A 17199-nucleotide genomic window follows, 5' to 3' on the forward strand; every position below is an offset into this window, starting at 1 on the left:
TTCGCGCAAAAACTTCAGAAAATTTAGAAGTTTCTTGAAGATTTATGAGTTTTTATGTAGAATATAGTTTAAGGCAGTTTAAATATACATATTTCAGCCGGGCATACATATGCTTTTTTGGAGGGAGTGGACAAAATGCAAATCACTGATATTAGAGTCAGAAAGGTTCTTGATGATGGCAAGATGAAAGGCGTAGTTTCGGTAACTTTCGACAACGAGTTTGTGATCCACGACATCAAGGTGATAGAGGGGAAAAATGGCTTTTTTGTGGCAATGCCAAGCAAAAGGCTCAACGAGGGAGGGTTCAAAGACATAGCGCATCCTATAAATATTCAATCAAGGGAAAAATTGCAGGATGCGATACTGAGGGCATACGACGAGGCTAAATCGCTTGCCGAAGTCAGCGCTGACTTTGGCCTGGAATAAATAATAAGGACGTGGAAAAGGAACCTGGCGAAGGTTCTTTTTTTGTGTAAAAAGTCGATATATAAGTATACAATTCATTTAAAAAGTGCTATATTAATTATGGAAATTGTAAATAATGTTAAGACTATAAAACGTACATTATCATATAGGAGTGAACTCAAATGGGCATAAAAGCAATCATACTTGCTGCTGGCAAAGGGACCAGAATGAAGTCAAAGCTTCCAAAGGTCCTGCACAAGGTGTGCGGCAAGGAGATGGTAAACCATGTAATAGATGCATCTCTTGAGGCCGGAGCCAAAAGCAACATCGTAGTGATAGGGCATGGCGGGGAAGCGGTCGGGAACTGTCTGCCCGAGGGAGTCGAGACGGTGGTTCAAGAGGAGCAGCTGGGGACTGGCCATGCGGTCATGATGGCAAATAATTACATAGATGACAGCGATACCATAGTCATTCTGTGTGGAGACACGCCTCTTATAGAAGGTGAAACGATAAAGGCGCTTATTGAATTCCACAGGAAATACGGTTTTGCTGTAAGCGTGCTTTCGGCGCTAATGGAAAATCCAAAGGGCTACGGCAGGATAATAAGGGGAGAAAGCAAGGAGCTAGTTGGAATAGTCGAGGAAAAGGATGCCAGCGAGGAGCAAAGACTTGTATGCGAAATAAACTCGGGGATGTACTGCTTTGAAGGCAAGGCTCTGCGCGAGGCTCTGCTTGAGATAAGAAGCGACAACTCGCAGGGAGAATACTATCTTACGGATGCAGTCGAAATAATAAGAGGCAAGGGCATGACTGCCGGAGCTTTTGCGGGAGCAACGAGTGAGCAGATAATGGGAGTCAACAACAGGCTCCAGCTTTCGGAGGCCGAATGCCTCATGAAAAAGAGGATAAATGAATTCCATATGCTTAATGGTGTCACACTGATAGACCCATTGGCTACTTATATAGAAAGCGGCGCGCTGATAGGCTCTGACACTATAATATATCCTGGAAGCCTAATAAAGGGCAACAGCGTAATAGGCGAAGGCTGCATAGTGGGGCCTGGATGCACTATTGACAGCTCAAGACTTGACGATGGCTGCGAGATTCAAAATTCGGTTATAGTAAAAAGTGCTGTAGGCAGTGGCTCCAAGGTAGGACCATTTGCGTACCTGAGGCCAAACAGCAATATTGGTAGAAATGTTAAGATAGGAGACTTTGTGGAGGTCAAGAACTCCAACATCGGAGACAACTCCAAGGCTTCTCACCTTTCATATATAGGAGACGCTGACGTAGGCGAGGATGTAAACATAGGCTGCGGCACTGTATTTGTCAACTATGACGGCAAGAAAAAATCAAGGGCAAAGGTAGGCGACAGGAGCTTCATAGGCTGCAACACAAATCTGATCGCTCCTGTTGAGCTTGGCGAGAATTCATATATAGCAGCAGGATCAACGATAACTGACAATGTGCCTGGGGATTCATTTGCCATAGCCAGACAGAGACAGACAACCAAGGAAGGTTACTTAAAAGGCGACAAATGGGAAAAAAAAGACTAGACTGCTTGGAAAAATTATTGCTTTAATTTTTTATATAAATTTGGGAGGTTTTTTGAAATGAATTTCAATAGTAGCGGAAATGAAATCAAGGTGTTTACCGGGAATTCCAATCCCGAGCTGGCGCAAAAGATTGCCAAGCTTGTGGGCGTTCCTGTGGGTGATGCTGTAGTTTCTAAGTTCAGTGATGGCGAGATTTCTGTCAATTTCAACGAATCTGTAAGAGGAAGAGACGTATTCCTTATTCAATCCACCAGCGCTCCTGTAAACACGCATATAATGGAGCTTCTTATAATGATAGACGCACTAAAAAGGGCGTCGGCTGGCAGAATAATTGCAGTAATTCCATACTATGGCTATGCAAGGCAAGACAGAAAGGCGAAGGCAAGAGATCCGATAACTGCAAAGCTTGTGGCCGATCTGCTTACTGCGGCAGGAGCGCAAAGAGTGCTCACAATGGATCTGCATGCAGCTCAGATACAGGGGTATTTCGACATACCGGTAGACCATCTCCTGGGTGTGCCGATACTTGCCCAGCACTTCAAGAATCAGGGGCTCAAGGATCTTGTGGTTGTATCGCCTGACCTTGGAAGCGTTACAAGAGCAAGGAATTTCGCGAACCTGCTGGATGCGCCGCTGGCTATAATAGACAAGAGAAGGCCAAAGGCGAATGTTTGCGAAGTTATGAATATAATAGGGGACATAAAGGACAAGAACGTAATACTAGTAGACGACATGATAGATACGGCCGGAACTATAACAAACGGAGCAAATGCTCTAAAGGAGCTTGGAGCAAGAGAAGTATATGCGGCCTGCACGCACCCTGTGCTTTCGGGGCCTGCGATAGAAAGAATAAGAGACTCGGCAATAAAGGAGCTTGTGGTGCTGGATACAATACCTCTGACTGACGACAAGAAGCTCGACAAGATAGTCGTTGAATCGGTTGCGCCTCTATTTGCAAAGGCTATAAAAAAGATATTCCTAAATGAATCGGTAAGCAGACTGTTCGACTAGAGTTTGAACTTGGCGGAGATATTAATTCTCCGCCTTTTGTAGGTTATGGACAATATTGTAAGGAGGAAATTAAGAGTGTTTGTAATTGCAGGACTTGGAAACCCGGGAGGCCAGTACGAGTGTACGCGCCACAACGTGGGTTTTGACGTGATAGACATAATAGCCCATATGCACGGAATAAGCGTAAAAAAGCTAAAGCACAAGGCGCTTGTAGGAGAAGGGTTCATAGGCGGGCAGAAGGTTTTGCTTGTAAAGCCCCAGACCTACATGAATCTGAGCGGGGATTCGCTTGCGGATATATTAAGCTACTATAAGGTGAGCCCGGAGGAGCTTATAGTTGTATACGATGATATAGATACGGATTTTGGCAGGATAAGGATAAGGAAAAAAGGGAGCGCCGGCACGCACAATGGCATGAAATCCATAATTTCTCGCCTTGGCTTTGAAGATTTCCCAAGAATCAGAATAGGAGTTGGAAGGCCATTTGACGGAAGAGATTTGGCCTCTTTTGTGCTTTCGAAATTCGCAAAGGAAGAGATGAAGGAGATTGCAGAAGCAGAAAAGCGTGCTGCAGAGGCTGCAGAGGCAATAATCAGTAGCGGTGTTGAAGCTGCAATGAACAAATATAACGGTTAAAATAGGAGGGCATTCAATGGCTGATATTTTTTTGAGTCCCCTGAAACGATGCTATGAATTCAACCAGATAATTGAAAATGTCAAAGAAGGAAAAAGCCCTGTCCATGTGAATGGACTTGTGCAGAGTCAAAAGGCGCATTTTGGCGCGGGGCTTTTTAAATACAGCGGCATCAAGCAGGGACTGATAATAACCCACAGCGACCTGGAGGCCAAGAAAATATACGAAGACATGAGATTTTATGCGGGCGAAGCCGCGGCATTTATGCCCTGCAGCGACATTTTTTTCTATTCGCTGGAGGCCAGGGACAGGAATGAGGAAGCCAAGCGGATAGATGTGCTAAGGAGACTTGCAAAAGGCGAGAGGATCATTCTTATAAGCAGCATAGACAATCTTATGAGGAAATACGTGCCCAAAAACATTTTTTTTGAGAGCCTGATAGAGGTGAATTCAAACGACACAGTAGACATCGAAGCGCTTTCAAGAAAGCTTGCTGCTTTGGGCTACGAAAGAGAGAGCAAGGTCGAGGGGGTAGGCCAGTTTAGCATAAGAGGCGGGATAATAGACATATTCTCGCCAGGCTTTGAAAACCCCGTCAGAATAGAGCTCTTTGGCGATGAGATTGACTCGATGAGAACATTTGACTCACTAAGCCAAAAGTCGATTGAAAGAGTCGATTCTGTTACAATAGCGCCGGCCAGAGAGGTTATATATGCTCCTGGATTTGACCCGAAGCTTTCAGCAAATATACATGAAACAGCAGGGCTTTCTGAAGAATTATCGGGAAAAATGGAGAAGCTGTCTCAAAGAATTTATTTCGAAGGAATAGAAAACCATATAGACTATATATATGAAAGGCCGAGTACACTCCTTGACTACTTAGGCGCAGAATCGCTAGTCATTATGAATGAACCAGAGCGAGTTCTCCAGAGGGCAAAGAATTTTGCGAGCGAGTTCAGCGAGATATTCGTTGCAAGCCTTGAACGGGGAGAAGCCGGCAGTGAGCAGGGAAACCTTTTGTTTGCAATGGACGATATTCAAGAACGTTTCGAAGGAAAAACGCTCCTGATGCTCGCCACGCTGCCAAAGGATGTCGAAGGCTTCAATAGAGCCTCGGCATACAGCTTTTCGGCAAGAGAGGTTCCAAGCTTTGGCGGCAAGCTTGAAATGGCCGCGGGTGAGATAAAATTTCTGAAGGAAAAGGGCCACAGCATACTAATATCAATAGGCAGCCCTGACAAGGCCAAAGGTCTGCAGGAAATGCTGTCTTCACATTCCATAGAGTGCAGTGTTACAAGTGACAGAAGCTACGCCATAAGGCCTTCGCAGGTTGTAATATCTCCAGGCGATGTGAGCGCCGGCTTTTCTTACCTGGACTGCGCTTTCACACTAGTTACAGACACCGAGATACTCGGGGCTCACAAAAAAACATTCCAGAAGAAAAAGACAAGGTCCAAGAATGCCAGGCAGATTGAAAGCTTCATGGAGCTGGAGATTGGGGACTATGTGGTTCATGAAAGTCACGGAATAGGTAAATACGAGGGTATGAAGCAGCTTGTGGTGGGAGATGTCACAAAAGACTATCTGAGAATAGTATACTCCGCTGGTGACACTCTCTATGTCCCCACAGACCAGTTGGACAAGGTCCAAAAATATATAGGTGGCGAGGGTGAGAGAGTAAAGCTAAGCAAACTTGGGACAAGCGAGTGGAGCAAGGCCAAGGCCAAGGCGCAAAAGGCAGTCGAAGAGATGGCAAAAGAGCTCATTGAGCTTTATGCAAAACGAGAGGGCATGAAAGGCTATCAGTTCGGCGAAGACACTCCATGGCAGTTCGAATTTGAAAACCTCTTTCCGCATGAAGAGACGCAGGATCAAAAAAGAGCCATTGAGGAAGTCAAAAAAGACATGGAGTCCGATGGTATTATGGACAGGCTCATATGCGGCGATGTAGGCTATGGCAAGACTGAGGTGGCCATAAGGGCCGTATTCAAGGCGTGCATGGAATCAAAGCAGGTTGTAGTGCTAGTTCCCACCACCATACTTGCACAGCAGCACTACAACACCTTCAGGGAGAGATTTGAGAAATTCCCCATAAGGGTAGAAGTGTTAAGCAGGTTCAAGACTGAAAAAGAGCAATCGCGCATAGCGGACGACATAAGAAGGGGTCTTGTGGATGTGGTGATAGGCACCCACAGGCTGCTGTCTGATGATATAAAATTCAAGGACCTGGGGCTGCTTGTTATAGACGAGGAGCAAAGGTTTGGCGTAAAGCATAAGGAAAAGATTAAAAGCCTGAAAGCGAGCGTAGACGTACTTGCCATGTCTGCAACGCCAATTCCGCGAACGCTTCACATGTCGCTTACAGGCATACGCGACATGAGTATAATAGAGGAGCCGCCCGAGGAAAGGCATCCAGTCCTGACGTTTGTTGTGGAAGCAAAAGAGAGTATAATTGCAGATGCTATAGAACGTGAAATTTCAAGAGGCGGACAGGTGTTTTTTGTATACAACAGGGTCGGCGGAATAGAGGATATGGCTGCCAGGATAAAAAAGCTTGTGCCTTCCGCGAGGATAGATTTAGGACACGGGCAGATGAGTGCAAGGCAGCTTGAGAATGTAATGATGCGCTTCCTTCAAAGGGAAACTGACGTGCTCGTATGCACCACAATTATCGAAACGGGAATGGACATAGCGAATGCAAACACAATGATAGTTTTCGATGCCGACAAGATGGGCCTCTCGCAGCTATACCAGCTAAGAGGCAGGGTGGGCCGGTCCTCGAGGCAGGGTTATGCATATTTCATATATGAAAAGGATAAGATGCTCACTGAAATCTCGGAAAAAAGACTAAAGGCGATAAAGGAGTTCACCGAGTTTGGCTCGGGTTTCAAAATTGCAATGAGGGACCTTGAAATCAGGGGAGCAGGGAACCTGCTGGGTTCACAGCAACACGGGCATATGTCTGCGATAGGCTACGATCTTTATGTAAAGATGCTCTCAGGTGCTATAAGAAGGCTAAAGGGAGAAGAGGAAAGGCCGGAAGTAGACACTGAAATAGAGTTGAAGTTAAATGCGTACATCCCGCAGGACTATATACAAGATGAGCTGGCGAAGATAGAAATATACAAGAAGATAGCATCAATAGAATCAAAGGATGAAATGTATGAGATAGAAGAGGAAATAGAAGACAGATTCTCGGACATCCCGCTGCCTGTAAGAACTCTTATTATGACCGCATACGTCAAGTCGATGGCTCAAAAACTTGGAGTAAAAGCCATAAAGCATCACAAGGAAAAGATATATATAGAGCCCTACTACATGTTCAAGCCCAAAGAGGAAAAAGAAGATTACAAATTGATTACAGAAATTGCTATGGTCATGGAAAAGATGTTACAATAATATGTCAGCATAAAAATAGAAAGGATGTTAGCTATGAGGAAAATAATGAGCATTTTTATAATTGCCTTACTGTCTATTTCATTGGTTGCTTGCGGCTCTGGAAAATCAGGCGAAAATGTGGCTAAGGTAAATGGCAAGTTTATCACTGCGCAGGATTTTGAAAAGAACCTGGCGCTTACAAAAAAAGGCTATGAAGGACTCTACGGCGAGGAAATATGGACGAAGGACGCCGGAGATGGAAAGACATTCAACGAGCTCATAAAGGAACAGGTGCTTGAAACAATGATATCTGTCGAAGTGCTCTATCAGGAGGCACAAAAGCAAGGCGTAAAAGTTGATGAGTCTGAGGTTGACAAAGCATTGAAGGAGTTCAAGGATAGTGTTGCGGCGAGTGCGGATATGAAGACATTCCTTGAGAAGAGCAAGATAGACGATGAATTTATAAAAAACCAGCTGAGAAAAGAGCTTACAGTTTCGGGACTTGAAGAGAGTTTCAAAGCAGAGCTCAAGCTCACCGATGCAGACCTCGAGGATTACTTCGAAAAGAACAAGGAAAACTACAGGAATCAGCAAGTCAGGGCATCCCACATACTCATCAAGACTGTGGATGACAGCATGAATCCGCTTTCGGAGGACAAGATAAAAGAGCAGGAAAAGCTTGCAAACGAGGTGCTTCAAAAGGCCAAGGCGGGCGACGATTTTGCGGAGCTTGCCAAAACATACTCGCAGGATGAAGGCTCTGCAAAAAACGGCGGAGACCTGAATTTTTTCGGCAAGGGCGTAATGGTGCCTGAGTTCGAAGAGGCTGCGTTCAAGCTTGAAAAAGGCCAGATATCAGAGCTGGTAAAAAGCCAGTTCGGCTACCACATAATAAAGGTGACTGACAAGATAGACGAGATACCTGAGTTCGAAAAGCTTAAGGATTCGATAAAGAGCGAGATGGAACAGAGCAAATACAATCAGTTCGCGACTGAGCTCAACGAAAAGGCTAAGATTGAAAAGCTGCTAAAGGATGAAACGAAGAAGTAGACTCAAATAGAATTGGTTTTTCAATGACTGAATAAACGGCTCGGGCGCTTGTCCGGGCCTGAACAGTTTTAAACAGGGAAAAGATCTGGGAGGAAATATTTATGAAAAAGGATTCCTTTTTAAAGGGAGCTTTCATACTGGGGATAGCAGGCATAATCGTCAAGGTCATGGGAGCGTTCTTCAGGATACCGCTTACAAACATAATAAGTTCAGAGGGTATAGGCTACTATTCTACGGCATATCCAATGTACGTGCTGCTGCTTGTAATATCCACGGCTGGATTTCCAACAGCCATATCAAAGCTTGTATCGGAAAAGGTTGCACTTGGAGACAGAAGAGGAGCCCATAAGATATTCAAGACATCATTCACCGCACTCATATCTGTAGGGGTACTAAGCTCGCTGCTACTGTATTTTGGTTCGGATTTTCTGGTTAGCAGCTGGTTTAAGAATCCAAAGGCGGAGTATTCTATGAAGGCAATTGCACCGGCGCTTTTTTTTGTGTCGATTATGTCATCCTATAGAGGATATTTCCAGGGGCTACAGGATATGAAGCCTACGGCTATATCGCAGATAATAGAGCAGTTTTTCAGGGTTGGGCTTGGACTGTTTCTCGCTGTATTTCTGCTTGATAAAGGCAAGGAGTATGCTGCGGCGGGAGCGTCGTTTGGAGCTACTGCGGGAGCAGTTTTCGGAGCGCTGTTCATGTTGTATATATACATGAAGAGCAAAAAAAGCATACATAGCGAAATAGAGAGAAACCCCGGGAATCACAGCGAAGAATCATCGTCTGAAATCATTAAAAAGCTTCTGAATATTGCTGTGCCTATAACTATAGGCGCTGGGATAATACCGATAATGACATTTATAGATACGGCTATAGTCATGAGAAGGCTTCAGGACATTGGATTTAGCGTTGAAGAGTCATCAAGCCTTTACGGCCAGCTTACAGGAATGGCGGCAACGCTTGTAAACCTCCCGCAAGTGCTTACTGTGGCGCTTTCGATGAGTCTTGTGCCGCTGATATCTCAGTGTATGGCGCAAAAGAATATAGATGCAGCGAAGGAATACACTCAAATATCAGTCAAGGTTTCGAGCGTGGCCTCATTTCCAGCTGCATTCGGGCTTGCCGTGCTATCTGTCCCTATAATGAAGTTGCTGTTTCCAAATGAGCCTGCATCTGCCGGTGACATACTGCTTTATCTTTCGCTGGGAGTTGTTTTTCTCGGCTACACACAGACCTTCACGGGCATATTCCAGGGTTTGGGCAGGGCGTATGTTCCGGTGAAGAACCTGGCTATAGGAGCTGTGTTCAAGATAGGTATAAGCTACGTTCTGACGGGAATACCGTCAATCAACGTTAAAGGGGCGGCGTTGGGAACGGTGGTTGCATATGGAGTGGCTGCTGTGCTCAACTTCGTATATATAAAGAAATATATTAACATAAAATTTGAGATAATGGATTCTGTAGTGAAGCCTATGCTGGCATCGCTTATAATGGCAGGAGTTGTATGGGTTTCGTTTGCTGCAGTAGTAGGCAGCCTTGGAAACAATCTCTCGTGCGCAGTCTCGATATGTATAGGTATGGCTGCTTATATAGTGCTGCTTTTTAGAGTCGGCATAATAAAGGAGTCGGAGATACTTGTAATTCCAAGAGGCAAAAAGCTTGTTGGAATACTCAAAAAAACAAGGCTGCTAAAGGCATAAATAAGTAATGAATGAAAGGGTACTTGAATTGAGGCCGCCTGCATTTGGTGATTCGACAAAATGCAGGTGGCTTTTTATCTTTCAAAGCTGTATTGTGTGGTTTTTAAATGCGCTTGGCGTATGTTTGGATTTTAGATAAAAATGTGTTGACACGTGAAACCAAAGCTGGTATATTAGTCTATGTCGCCGAGAGCGGCAGAGAATTGGAACAGAGAATAAATTAAAAACAAACAAAAAGATGTTGACTTTGGAGTCTTGGAGTGATAAGATATATTAGTCACATCGCAAATTGAACCTTGAAAACTAAACAGCAGGCTTATTTTTTAAAGATGGCTAAGCTATCGAAATTATTTAAAGTCAGTGAGACATCGCAAGATGTCAAAGTGAGCTAAAGGGACATAGTCCCAAGGATTTCTTTTTAAGAGTTTGATCCTGGCTCAGGATGAACGCTGGCGGCGTGCTTAACACATGCAAGTCGAGCGAACAAAGCGGGAGGGAGTCTTCGGACGAAGCCCCGCTGCGTGAGCGGCGGACGGGTGAGTAACACGTGGGCAACCTGCCCTATGCACAGGGATAACGCACCGAAAGGTGTGCTAATACCGGATAAAGCGAGATGTCCGCATGGACGACTCGCCAAAGCTTTTGCGGCATAGGATGGGCCCGCGTCCCATTAGCTAGTTGGTGAGGTAACGGCTCACCAAGGCTGCGATGGGTAGCCGACCTGAGAGGGTGATCGGCCACACTGGAACTGAGACACGGTCCAGACTCCTACGGGAGGCAGCAGTGGGGAATATTGCACAATGGGCGAAAGCCTGATGCAGCAACGCCGCGTGAGCGATGAAGGCCTTCGGGTCGTAAAGCTCTGTCCCAAGGGAAGATAATGACGGTACCTTGGGAGGAAGCCCCGGCTAACTACGTGCCAGCAGCCGCGGTAATACGTAGGGGGCAAGCGTTATCCGGAATCACTGGGCGTAAAGGGTGCGTAGGCGGTCTTGCAAGCCAGAGGTGAAAGGCTATGGCTCAACCATAGTGAGCCTTTGGAACTGCCGGACTTGAGTACAGGAGAGGAAAGTGGAATTCCTAGTGTAGCGGTGAAATGCGTAGATATTAGGAGGAACACCAGTGGCGAAGGCGACTTTCTGGACTGTTACTGACGCTGAGGCACGAAAGCGTGGGGAGCGAACAGGATTAGATACCCTGGTAGTCCACGCCGTAAACGATGAGTGCTAGGTGTCGGGGGTCAAACCTCGGTGCCGCAGCTAACGCATTAAGCACTCCGCCTGGGGAGTACGCTCGCAAGAGTAAAACTCAAAGGAATTGACGGGGACCCGCACAAGCAGCGGAGCATGTGGTTTAATTCGAAGCAACGCGAAGAACCTTACCTGGACTTGACATCCCTTTGACCGCTTCGTAACGGAAGCTTTCTCTTCGGAGACAAAGGTGACAGGTGGTGCATGGTTGTCGTCAGCTCGTGTCGTGAGATGTTGGGTTAAGTCCCGCAACGAGCGCAACCCCTATCTTTAGTTGCCAGCACTTAGGGTGGGCACTCTAGAGAGACTGCCGAGGACAACTCGGAGGAAGGTGGGGATGACGTCAAATCATCATGCCCCTTATGTTCAGGGCTACACACGTGCTACAATGGGCGGTACAACGGGTTGCGAGCTCGCGAGAGCAAGCCAATCCCTTAAAGCCGTTCTCAGTTCGGATTGCAGGCTGAAACTCGCCTGCATGAAGTCGGAGTTGCTAGTAATCGCGGATCAGAATGCCGCGGTGAATGCGTTCCCGGGTCTTGTACACACCGCCCGTCACACCATGGGAGTCGGGGGCGCCCGAAGTCAGCTGTCCAACCGCAAGGGGGAGGCTGCCGAAGGTGAAACTGATGACTGGGGTGAAGTCGTAACAAGGTAGCCGTATCGGAAGGTGCGGCTGGATCACCTCCTTTCTAAGGAGAAATAGCCTGCTGTTTAGTCTTGAGGGCTCAAGCCTTCAAAATTGAACAGCTTTTTTTATGCGTGGGGGTATAGCTCAGTTGGGAGAGCACCTGCCTTGCAAGCAGGGGGTCATGAGTTCGAATCTCATTATCTCCACCATTTGTACCTTGAAAACTGCATAGCTTTAGATAAAATGGTCAAGTTATTAAGGGCATAAGGCGGATGCCTTGGCACTAGGAGCCGATGAAGGACGCGGTAAGCTGCGATAAGCTTCGGGGAGACGCAAGCAGTCATTGATCCGAAGATTTCCGAATGGGGAAACCCACATGGAGTAATGTCCATGTATCATTAGATGAATACATAGTCTAATGAGGGGAACCCGGGGAACTGAAACATCTAAGTACCCGGAGGAAGAGAAAGAAAAATCGATTCCCTAAGTAGCGGCGAGCGAAAAGGGAAGAGCCCAAACCGACGAGGTTTACCTTGTCGGGGTTGCGGATATGCCATCACGTGGCGGCTATTGTAATCGAAGAGGTCTGGAAAGGCCCACCATAGAAGGTAACAGTCCTGTAGATGAAACAAGAAGGCCACAGGCATACTCCAGAGTACCACGGGACACGTGAAACCCTGTGGGAAGCTGGGGGGACCACCCCCCAAGGCTAAATACTACCTAGTGACCGATAGCGCATAGTACCGTGAGGGAAAGGTGAAAAGAACCCCGGGAGGGGAGTGAAATAGAACCTGAAACCTTATGCCTACAAACTGTGGAAGCACATTATTAGTGTGACCGCGTACTTTTTGTAGAACGGGCCAACGAGTTACGGTATGTAGCAAGGTTAAGGACCTTAAGGTCCGGAGCCGCAGCGAAAGCGAGTCTTAAATGGGCGTTTAGTTACATGCTGTAGACCCGAAACCGGGCGACCTATCCATGGACAGGATGAAACGAAAGTAAAATTTCGCGGAGGTCCGAACCCACGCACGTTGAAAAGTGCGGGGATGAGCTGTGGATAGCGGTGAAATTCCAATCGAGCCCGGAGATAGCTGGTTCTCCCCGAAATAGCTTTAGGGCTAGCCTCGGACGTAGAGACATGGAGGTAGAGCACTGAATGCCCTAGGGGCCCTATGGGTTACCGAAGGCTATCAAACTCCGAATGCCATGAACTTTTATCCGGGAGTCAGTCTGTGGGTGATAAGGTCCATAGACAAGAGGGCAACAGCCCAGACCATCAGCTAAGGTCCCAAAGTGTGGATTAAGTGGAAAAGGATGTGGGATTGCACAGACAACCAGGATGTTGGCTTAGAAGCAGCCACTCATTCAAAGAGTGCGTAATAGCTCACTGGTCGAGTGATCCTGCGCCGAAATATTCTCGGGGCTAAAATCCACCACCGAAGCTATGGATCCGAAAGGATGGTAGGGGAGCGTTGTATAAGGGGCGAAGCTGTACCGAAAGGAGCAGTGGACTTTATACAAGTGAGAATGTTGGCATGAGTAGCGAGAGGTGGGTGAGAATCCCACCGGCCGAAAACCCAAGGTTTCCAGAGGAAGGTTCGTCCTCTCTGGGTTAGTCGGGGCCTAAGCCGAGGCCGAAAGGCGTAGGCGATGGACAACGGGTTGATATTCCCGTACCACCAACCACCATTTGAGTGATGGGGTGACACAGTAGGATAGGCCATCCTTCAGCTGGTTTTGAAGGTCCAAGCGTCAAGGGAGTCATGGTAGGCAAATCCGCCGTGGCAATTCTGAGGCGTGACGGGGAGCGAAATTTAGTAGCGAAGTGGTTGATTTCACACTGTCAGGAAAAGCCTCTAGCGAGGTGGAAGGTGCCCGTACCGCAAACCGACACAGGTGGGTGAGGAGAGAATCCTAAGGCTAGCGAGAGAACTATTGTTAAGGAACTCGGCAAAATTACCCCGTAACTTAGGGAGAAGGGGTGCCCCGTTAGTGTGCAAGCATGAGGGGGCCGCAGAGAATAGGCCCAAGCGACTGTTTACCAAAAACACAGGTCTCTGCTAAGTCGCAAGACGAAGTATAGGGGCTGACGCCTGCCCGGTGCTGGAAGGTTAAGGGGATGTGTTAGAGCAATCGAAGCACTGAACTTAAGCCCCAGTAAACGGCGGCCGTAACTATAACGGTCCTAAGGTAGCGAAATTCCTTGTCGGGTAAGTTCCGACCCGCACGAAAGGCGTAACGATTTGGGCGCTGTCTCAACAATAGACTCGGTGAAATTGTAATGTGAGTGAAGATGCTCACTACCTGCGACAGGACGGAAAGACCCCGTGGAGCTTTACTGCAGTTTGGCATTGGATTTCGATGCTGCATGTACAGGATAGGTGGGAGGCTTGGAAGATGGAACGCAAGTTTCGTTGGAGCCGACGTTGGGATACCACCCTTGCAGTATTGAGGTTCTAACCATGTACCGTGAATCCGGTACTGGGACACTGTCAGACGGGCAGTTTGACTGGGGCGGTCGCCTCCCAAAGTGTAACGGAGGCGCCCAAAGGTTCCCTCAGCACGGTCGGAAATCGTGCGAAGAGTGTAAAGGCAGAAGGGAGCTTGATTGCGAGACATACAGGTCGAGCAAGGACGAAAGTCGGGCTTAGTGATCCGGTGGTTCCGAGTGGAAGGGCCATCGCTCAACGGATAAAAGCTACCCCGGGGATAACAGGCTTATCTCCCCCAAGAGTCCACATCGACGGGGAGGTTTGGCACCTCGATGTCGGCTCGTCTCATCCTGGGGCTGGAGTAGGTCCCAAGGGTTGGGCTGTTCGCCCATTAAAGAGGCACGCGAGCTGGGTTCAGAACGTCGTGAGACAGTTCGGTCCCTATCCGTCGCAGGCGCAGGAAATTTGAAGGGAGCTGTCCCTAGTACGAGAGGACCGGGATGGACGTACCGCTGGTGTACCAGTTGTCGTGCCAACGGCACAGCTGGGTAGCTATGTATGGAATGGATAAGCGCTGAAGGCATCTAAGCGCGAAGCCAACCTTAAGATAAGATTTCCCACTTTTATAGGTAAGATCCCAGGAAGACTACCTGGTTGATAGGCCCAGGGTGTAAGTGCAGCAATGCATTCAGCTGATGGGTACTAATAGATCGAGGACTTGACCAAGTCTAAAGCATGCAGTTTTGAGGGTGCAAACCTTCAAAAAGCTATTGACAAACACGGTGTGCCGTGCTAAAATAGTAAAAGTCCGCAAGGACAATCTGGTTGCAATAGCGAAGAGGCTACACCTGTTCCCATGCCGAACACAGAAGTTAAGCTCTTCAGCGCCGATGGTACTTGGATCGAAGGGTCCCGGGAGAGTAGGACGCAGCCAGGTAATATTCCGGAGTAGCTCAATGGCGGAGCAATCGGCTGTTAACCGAGAGGTTGTGGGTTCGAATCCCACCTCCGGAGCCACATAGTTTCAAGCCGAAGTGGCGGAATTGGCAGACGCACAGGACTTAAAATCCTGCGATCCTTACCGATCGTGCCGGTTCGATCCCGGCCTTCGGCACCAGGAAATTCATAATGACGCGGGGTGGAGCAGTTGGCAGCTCGTCGGGCTCATAACCCGAAGGTCGTAGGTTCGAGTCCTACCCCCGCAACCAAAATCAAGGCCCTATGGTCAAGCGGTTAAGACACCGCCCTTTCACGGCGGTAACCCGGGTTCGAACCCCGGTAGGGTCACCATTAGTTTCACATTTCGTGGGAGCATAGCTCAGCTGGGAGAGCATCTGCCTTACAAGCAGGGGGTCACAGGTTCGAGCCCTGTTGCTCCCACCAAATTCGGTCCGGTAGTTCAGTTGGTTAGAATGCCAGCCTGTCACGCTGGAGGTCGAGGGTTCGAGCCCCTTCCGGATCGCCATTTATAATTTCAAAGTGGAATGTGGTATGAAACTTAACAACAGTATCATGCTGGTGTAGCTCAATTGGCAGAGCAACTGACTTGTAATCAGTAGGTTGCGGGTTCGAGTCCCATCACCAGCTCCACAAAACATGCGGGTGTGGCGGAATTGGCAGACGCGCTAGACTTAGGATCTAGTGTCCAGTACGTGGGGGTTCAAGTCCCTCCACCCGCACCACAAAAACCTTTTGACTTGGAATATGCGGAAGTGGCTCAGTGGTAGAGCATCGCCTTGCCAAGGCGAGGGTCGCGGGTTCAAATCCCGTCTTCCGCTCCAAACAAATATGCGCCTGTAGCTCAGTAGGATAGAGCAACGGCCTTCTAAGCCGTGTGTCCGGGGTTCGAATCCCTGCAGGCGCGCCATTTAACATTTAATTTGATGACATTGGGGATTCGCCAAGTCGGTAAGGCACAGGACTTTGACTCCTGCATGCGCTGGTTCGAGTCCAGCATCCCCAGCCAAACAAATGTGACCCATTAGCTCAGTCGGTAGAGCATCTGACTTTTAATCAGGGTGTCCCGCGTTCGAGTCGCGGATGGGTCACCATCCAAAACTACGGAGGGGTACCGAAGCGGTCATAACGGGGCGGTCTTGAAAACCGTTAGGGTGCAAGCCCACGTGGGTTCGAATCCCACCCCCTCCGCCATAAGCAATTTGTTTCACAATATATGGAGAAGTACTCAAGTGGCTGAAGAGGCTCCCCTGCTAAGGGAGTAGGCTCTGTCAAGGGGCGCGAGGGTTCAAATCCCTCCTTCTCCGCCATATATCGAGGTGTAGCGCAGTTTGGTAGCGCACGTGGTTTGGGACCATGGGGCCGGGGGTTCGAGTCCCTCCACCTCGACCATCAATGAGGGCCTATAGCTCAGGTGGTTAGAGCGCACGCCTGATAAGCGTGAGGTCACTGGTTCGAGTCCAGTTAGGCCCACCATAAGATTTTCAACATTTAAAAAGATGGGCCTTTAGCTCAGTTGGTTAGAGCGCCCGGCTCATAACCGGTAGGTCCGGGGTTCGAGTCCCTGAAGGCCCACCATCTTATACTTGTTGATGATATTGTATGCTGAAAACTTTTTAGGAGTGTAGTTCAGCCGGTAGAACGTCGGTCTCCAAAACCGAATGTCGTGGGTTCAAATCCTGCCACTCCTGCCAATTCAACGAGGTGTAGCGCAGTTTGGTAGCGCACGTGGTTTGGGACCATGGGGCCGGGGGTTCGAGTCCCTCCACCTCGACCATGCCATATCGGTATTCGACTGCACACCTTTGAAACACTTAAAAAGATGGGCCTTTAGCTCAGTTGGTTAGAGCGCCCGGCTCATAACCGGTAGGTCCGGGGTTCGAGTCCCTGAAGGCCCACCATCTTTTGCCCAGATAGCTCAGTCGGTAGAGCAGGGGACTGAAAATCCCCGTGTCGGTGGTTCGATTCCGCCTCTGGGCACCATATATTTATTGCAATAATTTAAATATAAAATTATGGCGGCATAGCTCAGCTGGCTAGAGCGTTCGGTTCATACCCGAAAGGTCACAAGTTCGATCCTTGTTGCCGCTACCATACATGCTTTTTTAAAAAGCATCGCAAATTGAACCTTGAAAACTAAACAGCAGGCTTATTTTTTAAAGATGGCTAAGCCATCGAAATTATTTAAA

The 17199-nt window shown here is 48.0% G+C and carries 7 protein-coding genes, 23 tRNA genes and 3 rRNA genes; all 33 read left to right on the forward strand.

Annotated features, from left to right (window positions below; genetic code table 11):
- The first annotated feature begins 135 nt into the window (after nucleotides 1–135).
- The 33 genes from spoVG to EAL2_RS01170 all read left to right on the forward strand — a co-directional run bounded on the left by spoVG (nucleotide 136) and on the right by EAL2_RS01170 (nucleotide 17104).
- Nucleotides 136–426 (forward strand): septation regulator SpoVG, encoded by a 291-nt coding sequence (gene spoVG / locus EAL2_RS01010; protein WP_025434587.1) that lies wholly within the window; start codon nucleotides 136–138, stop codon nucleotides 424–426.
- 161 nt (nucleotides 427–587) lie between these two features.
- On the forward strand, nucleotides 588–1961 hold the full coding sequence (gene glmU / locus EAL2_RS01015; protein ID WP_025434588.1) for a bifunctional UDP-N-acetylglucosamine diphosphorylase/glucosamine-1-phosphate N-acetyltransferase GlmU: 1374 nt from the start codon (nucleotides 588–590) through the stop codon (nucleotides 1959–1961).
- Between the two features lie 57 nt (nucleotides 1962–2018).
- On the forward strand, nucleotides 2019–2972 hold the full coding sequence (locus tag EAL2_RS01020) for a ribose-phosphate diphosphokinase (RefSeq protein WP_025434589.1): 954 nt from the start codon (nucleotides 2019–2021) through the stop codon (nucleotides 2970–2972).
- A gap of 75 nt (nucleotides 2973–3047) precedes the next feature.
- The gene (pth, locus tag EAL2_RS01025; protein ID WP_025434590.1) at nucleotides 3048–3608 is read left to right on the forward strand and encodes an aminoacyl-tRNA hydrolase; all 561 of its coding nucleotides are present in this window, start codon (nucleotides 3048–3050) and stop codon (nucleotides 3606–3608) included.
- A gap of 16 nt (nucleotides 3609–3624) precedes the next feature.
- Nucleotides 3625–7005 carry a transcription-repair coupling factor gene (gene mfd, locus EAL2_RS01030; RefSeq protein WP_025434591.1) on the forward strand — a complete coding sequence of 1127 codons (3381 nt, stop codon included), beginning with the start codon at nucleotides 3625–3627 and terminating at the stop codon, nucleotides 7003–7005.
- A 33-nt stretch (nucleotides 7006–7038) separates the two neighbouring features.
- Complete coding sequence (locus tag EAL2_RS01035; RefSeq protein WP_025434592.1) at nucleotides 7039–8034, forward strand: peptidylprolyl isomerase; 996 nt, start codon at nucleotides 7039–7041, stop codon at nucleotides 8032–8034.
- Nucleotides 8035–8135: 101 nt separating this feature from the next.
- On the forward strand, nucleotides 8136–9740 hold the full coding sequence (locus EAL2_RS01040) for a putative polysaccharide biosynthesis protein (RefSeq protein ID WP_025434593.1): 1605 nt from the start codon (nucleotides 8136–8138) through the stop codon (nucleotides 9738–9740).
- Nucleotides 9741–10154: 414 nt separating this feature from the next.
- Nucleotides 10155–11682, forward strand: a 16S ribosomal RNA gene (locus EAL2_RS01045).
- A 72-nt stretch (nucleotides 11683–11754) separates the two neighbouring features.
- Nucleotides 11755–11830: transfer RNA gene (locus tag EAL2_RS01050), tRNA-Ala, on the forward strand.
- Between the two features lie 36 nt (nucleotides 11831–11866).
- Nucleotides 11867–14779, forward strand: a 23S ribosomal RNA gene (locus tag EAL2_RS01055).
- A 94-nt stretch (nucleotides 14780–14873) separates the two neighbouring features.
- A 5S ribosomal RNA gene (gene rrf / locus EAL2_RS01060) occupies nucleotides 14874–14990 on the forward strand.
- Together the 16S, 23S and 5S rRNA genes with 23 tRNA genes alongside form the textbook arrangement of a ribosomal RNA operon.
- A gap of 5 nt (nucleotides 14991–14995) precedes the next feature.
- A tRNA-Asn gene (locus EAL2_RS01065) sits at nucleotides 14996–15070 on the forward strand.
- An 11-nt stretch (nucleotides 15071–15081) separates the two neighbouring features.
- Nucleotides 15082–15170: transfer RNA gene (locus tag EAL2_RS01070), tRNA-Leu, on the forward strand.
- A gap of 15 nt (nucleotides 15171–15185) precedes the next feature.
- A tRNA-Met gene (locus EAL2_RS01075) sits at nucleotides 15186–15261 on the forward strand.
- A 7-nt stretch (nucleotides 15262–15268) separates the two neighbouring features.
- A tRNA-Glu gene (locus EAL2_RS01080) sits at nucleotides 15269–15343 on the forward strand.
- A gap of 17 nt (nucleotides 15344–15360) precedes the next feature.
- Nucleotides 15361–15436 (forward strand) — tRNA-Val (locus tag EAL2_RS01085).
- 5 nt (nucleotides 15437–15441) lie between these two features.
- Nucleotides 15442–15518, forward strand: a tRNA-Asp gene (locus EAL2_RS01090).
- Nucleotides 15519–15567: 49 nt separating this feature from the next.
- Nucleotides 15568–15643: transfer RNA gene (locus EAL2_RS01095), tRNA-Thr, on the forward strand.
- An 8-nt stretch (nucleotides 15644–15651) separates the two neighbouring features.
- A tRNA-Leu gene (locus EAL2_RS01100) sits at nucleotides 15652–15735 on the forward strand.
- Between the two features lie 24 nt (nucleotides 15736–15759).
- A tRNA-Gly gene (locus EAL2_RS01105) sits at nucleotides 15760–15834 on the forward strand.
- Between the two features lie 9 nt (nucleotides 15835–15843).
- A tRNA-Arg gene (locus tag EAL2_RS01110) sits at nucleotides 15844–15920 on the forward strand.
- Between the two features lie 23 nt (nucleotides 15921–15943).
- Nucleotides 15944–16019: transfer RNA gene (locus EAL2_RS01115), tRNA-Gln, on the forward strand.
- Between the two features lie 9 nt (nucleotides 16020–16028).
- Nucleotides 16029–16104 (forward strand) — tRNA-Lys (locus EAL2_RS01120).
- Between the two features lie 11 nt (nucleotides 16105–16115).
- Nucleotides 16116–16204 (forward strand) — tRNA-Ser (locus tag EAL2_RS01125).
- Nucleotides 16205–16228: 24 nt separating this feature from the next.
- Nucleotides 16229–16320: transfer RNA gene (locus tag EAL2_RS01130), tRNA-Ser, on the forward strand.
- Between the two features lie 5 nt (nucleotides 16321–16325).
- Nucleotides 16326–16402: transfer RNA gene (locus tag EAL2_RS01135), tRNA-Pro, on the forward strand.
- Nucleotides 16403–16409: 7 nt separating this feature from the next.
- Nucleotides 16410–16486, forward strand: a tRNA-Ile gene (locus EAL2_RS01140).
- 25 nt (nucleotides 16487–16511) lie between these two features.
- Nucleotides 16512–16588 (forward strand) — tRNA-Ile (locus EAL2_RS01145).
- A 40-nt stretch (nucleotides 16589–16628) separates the two neighbouring features.
- A tRNA-Trp gene (locus EAL2_RS01150) sits at nucleotides 16629–16704 on the forward strand.
- A 6-nt stretch (nucleotides 16705–16710) separates the two neighbouring features.
- A tRNA-Pro gene (locus tag EAL2_RS01155) sits at nucleotides 16711–16787 on the forward strand.
- Between the two features lie 47 nt (nucleotides 16788–16834).
- Nucleotides 16835–16911 (forward strand) — tRNA-Ile (locus EAL2_RS01160).
- 6 nt (nucleotides 16912–16917) lie between these two features.
- Nucleotides 16918–16993, forward strand: a tRNA-Phe gene (locus tag EAL2_RS01165).
- Nucleotides 16994–17027: 34 nt separating this feature from the next.
- A tRNA-Met gene (locus tag EAL2_RS01170) sits at nucleotides 17028–17104 on the forward strand.
- The last annotated feature ends 95 nt before the right edge of the window (nucleotides 17105–17199 follow it).

The organism is Peptoclostridium acidaminophilum DSM 3953, from assembly GCF_000597865.1.
GTDB classification, from domain to species: domain Bacteria; phylum Bacillota; class Clostridia; order Peptostreptococcales; family Peptostreptococcaceae; genus Peptoclostridium_A; species Peptoclostridium_A acidaminophilum.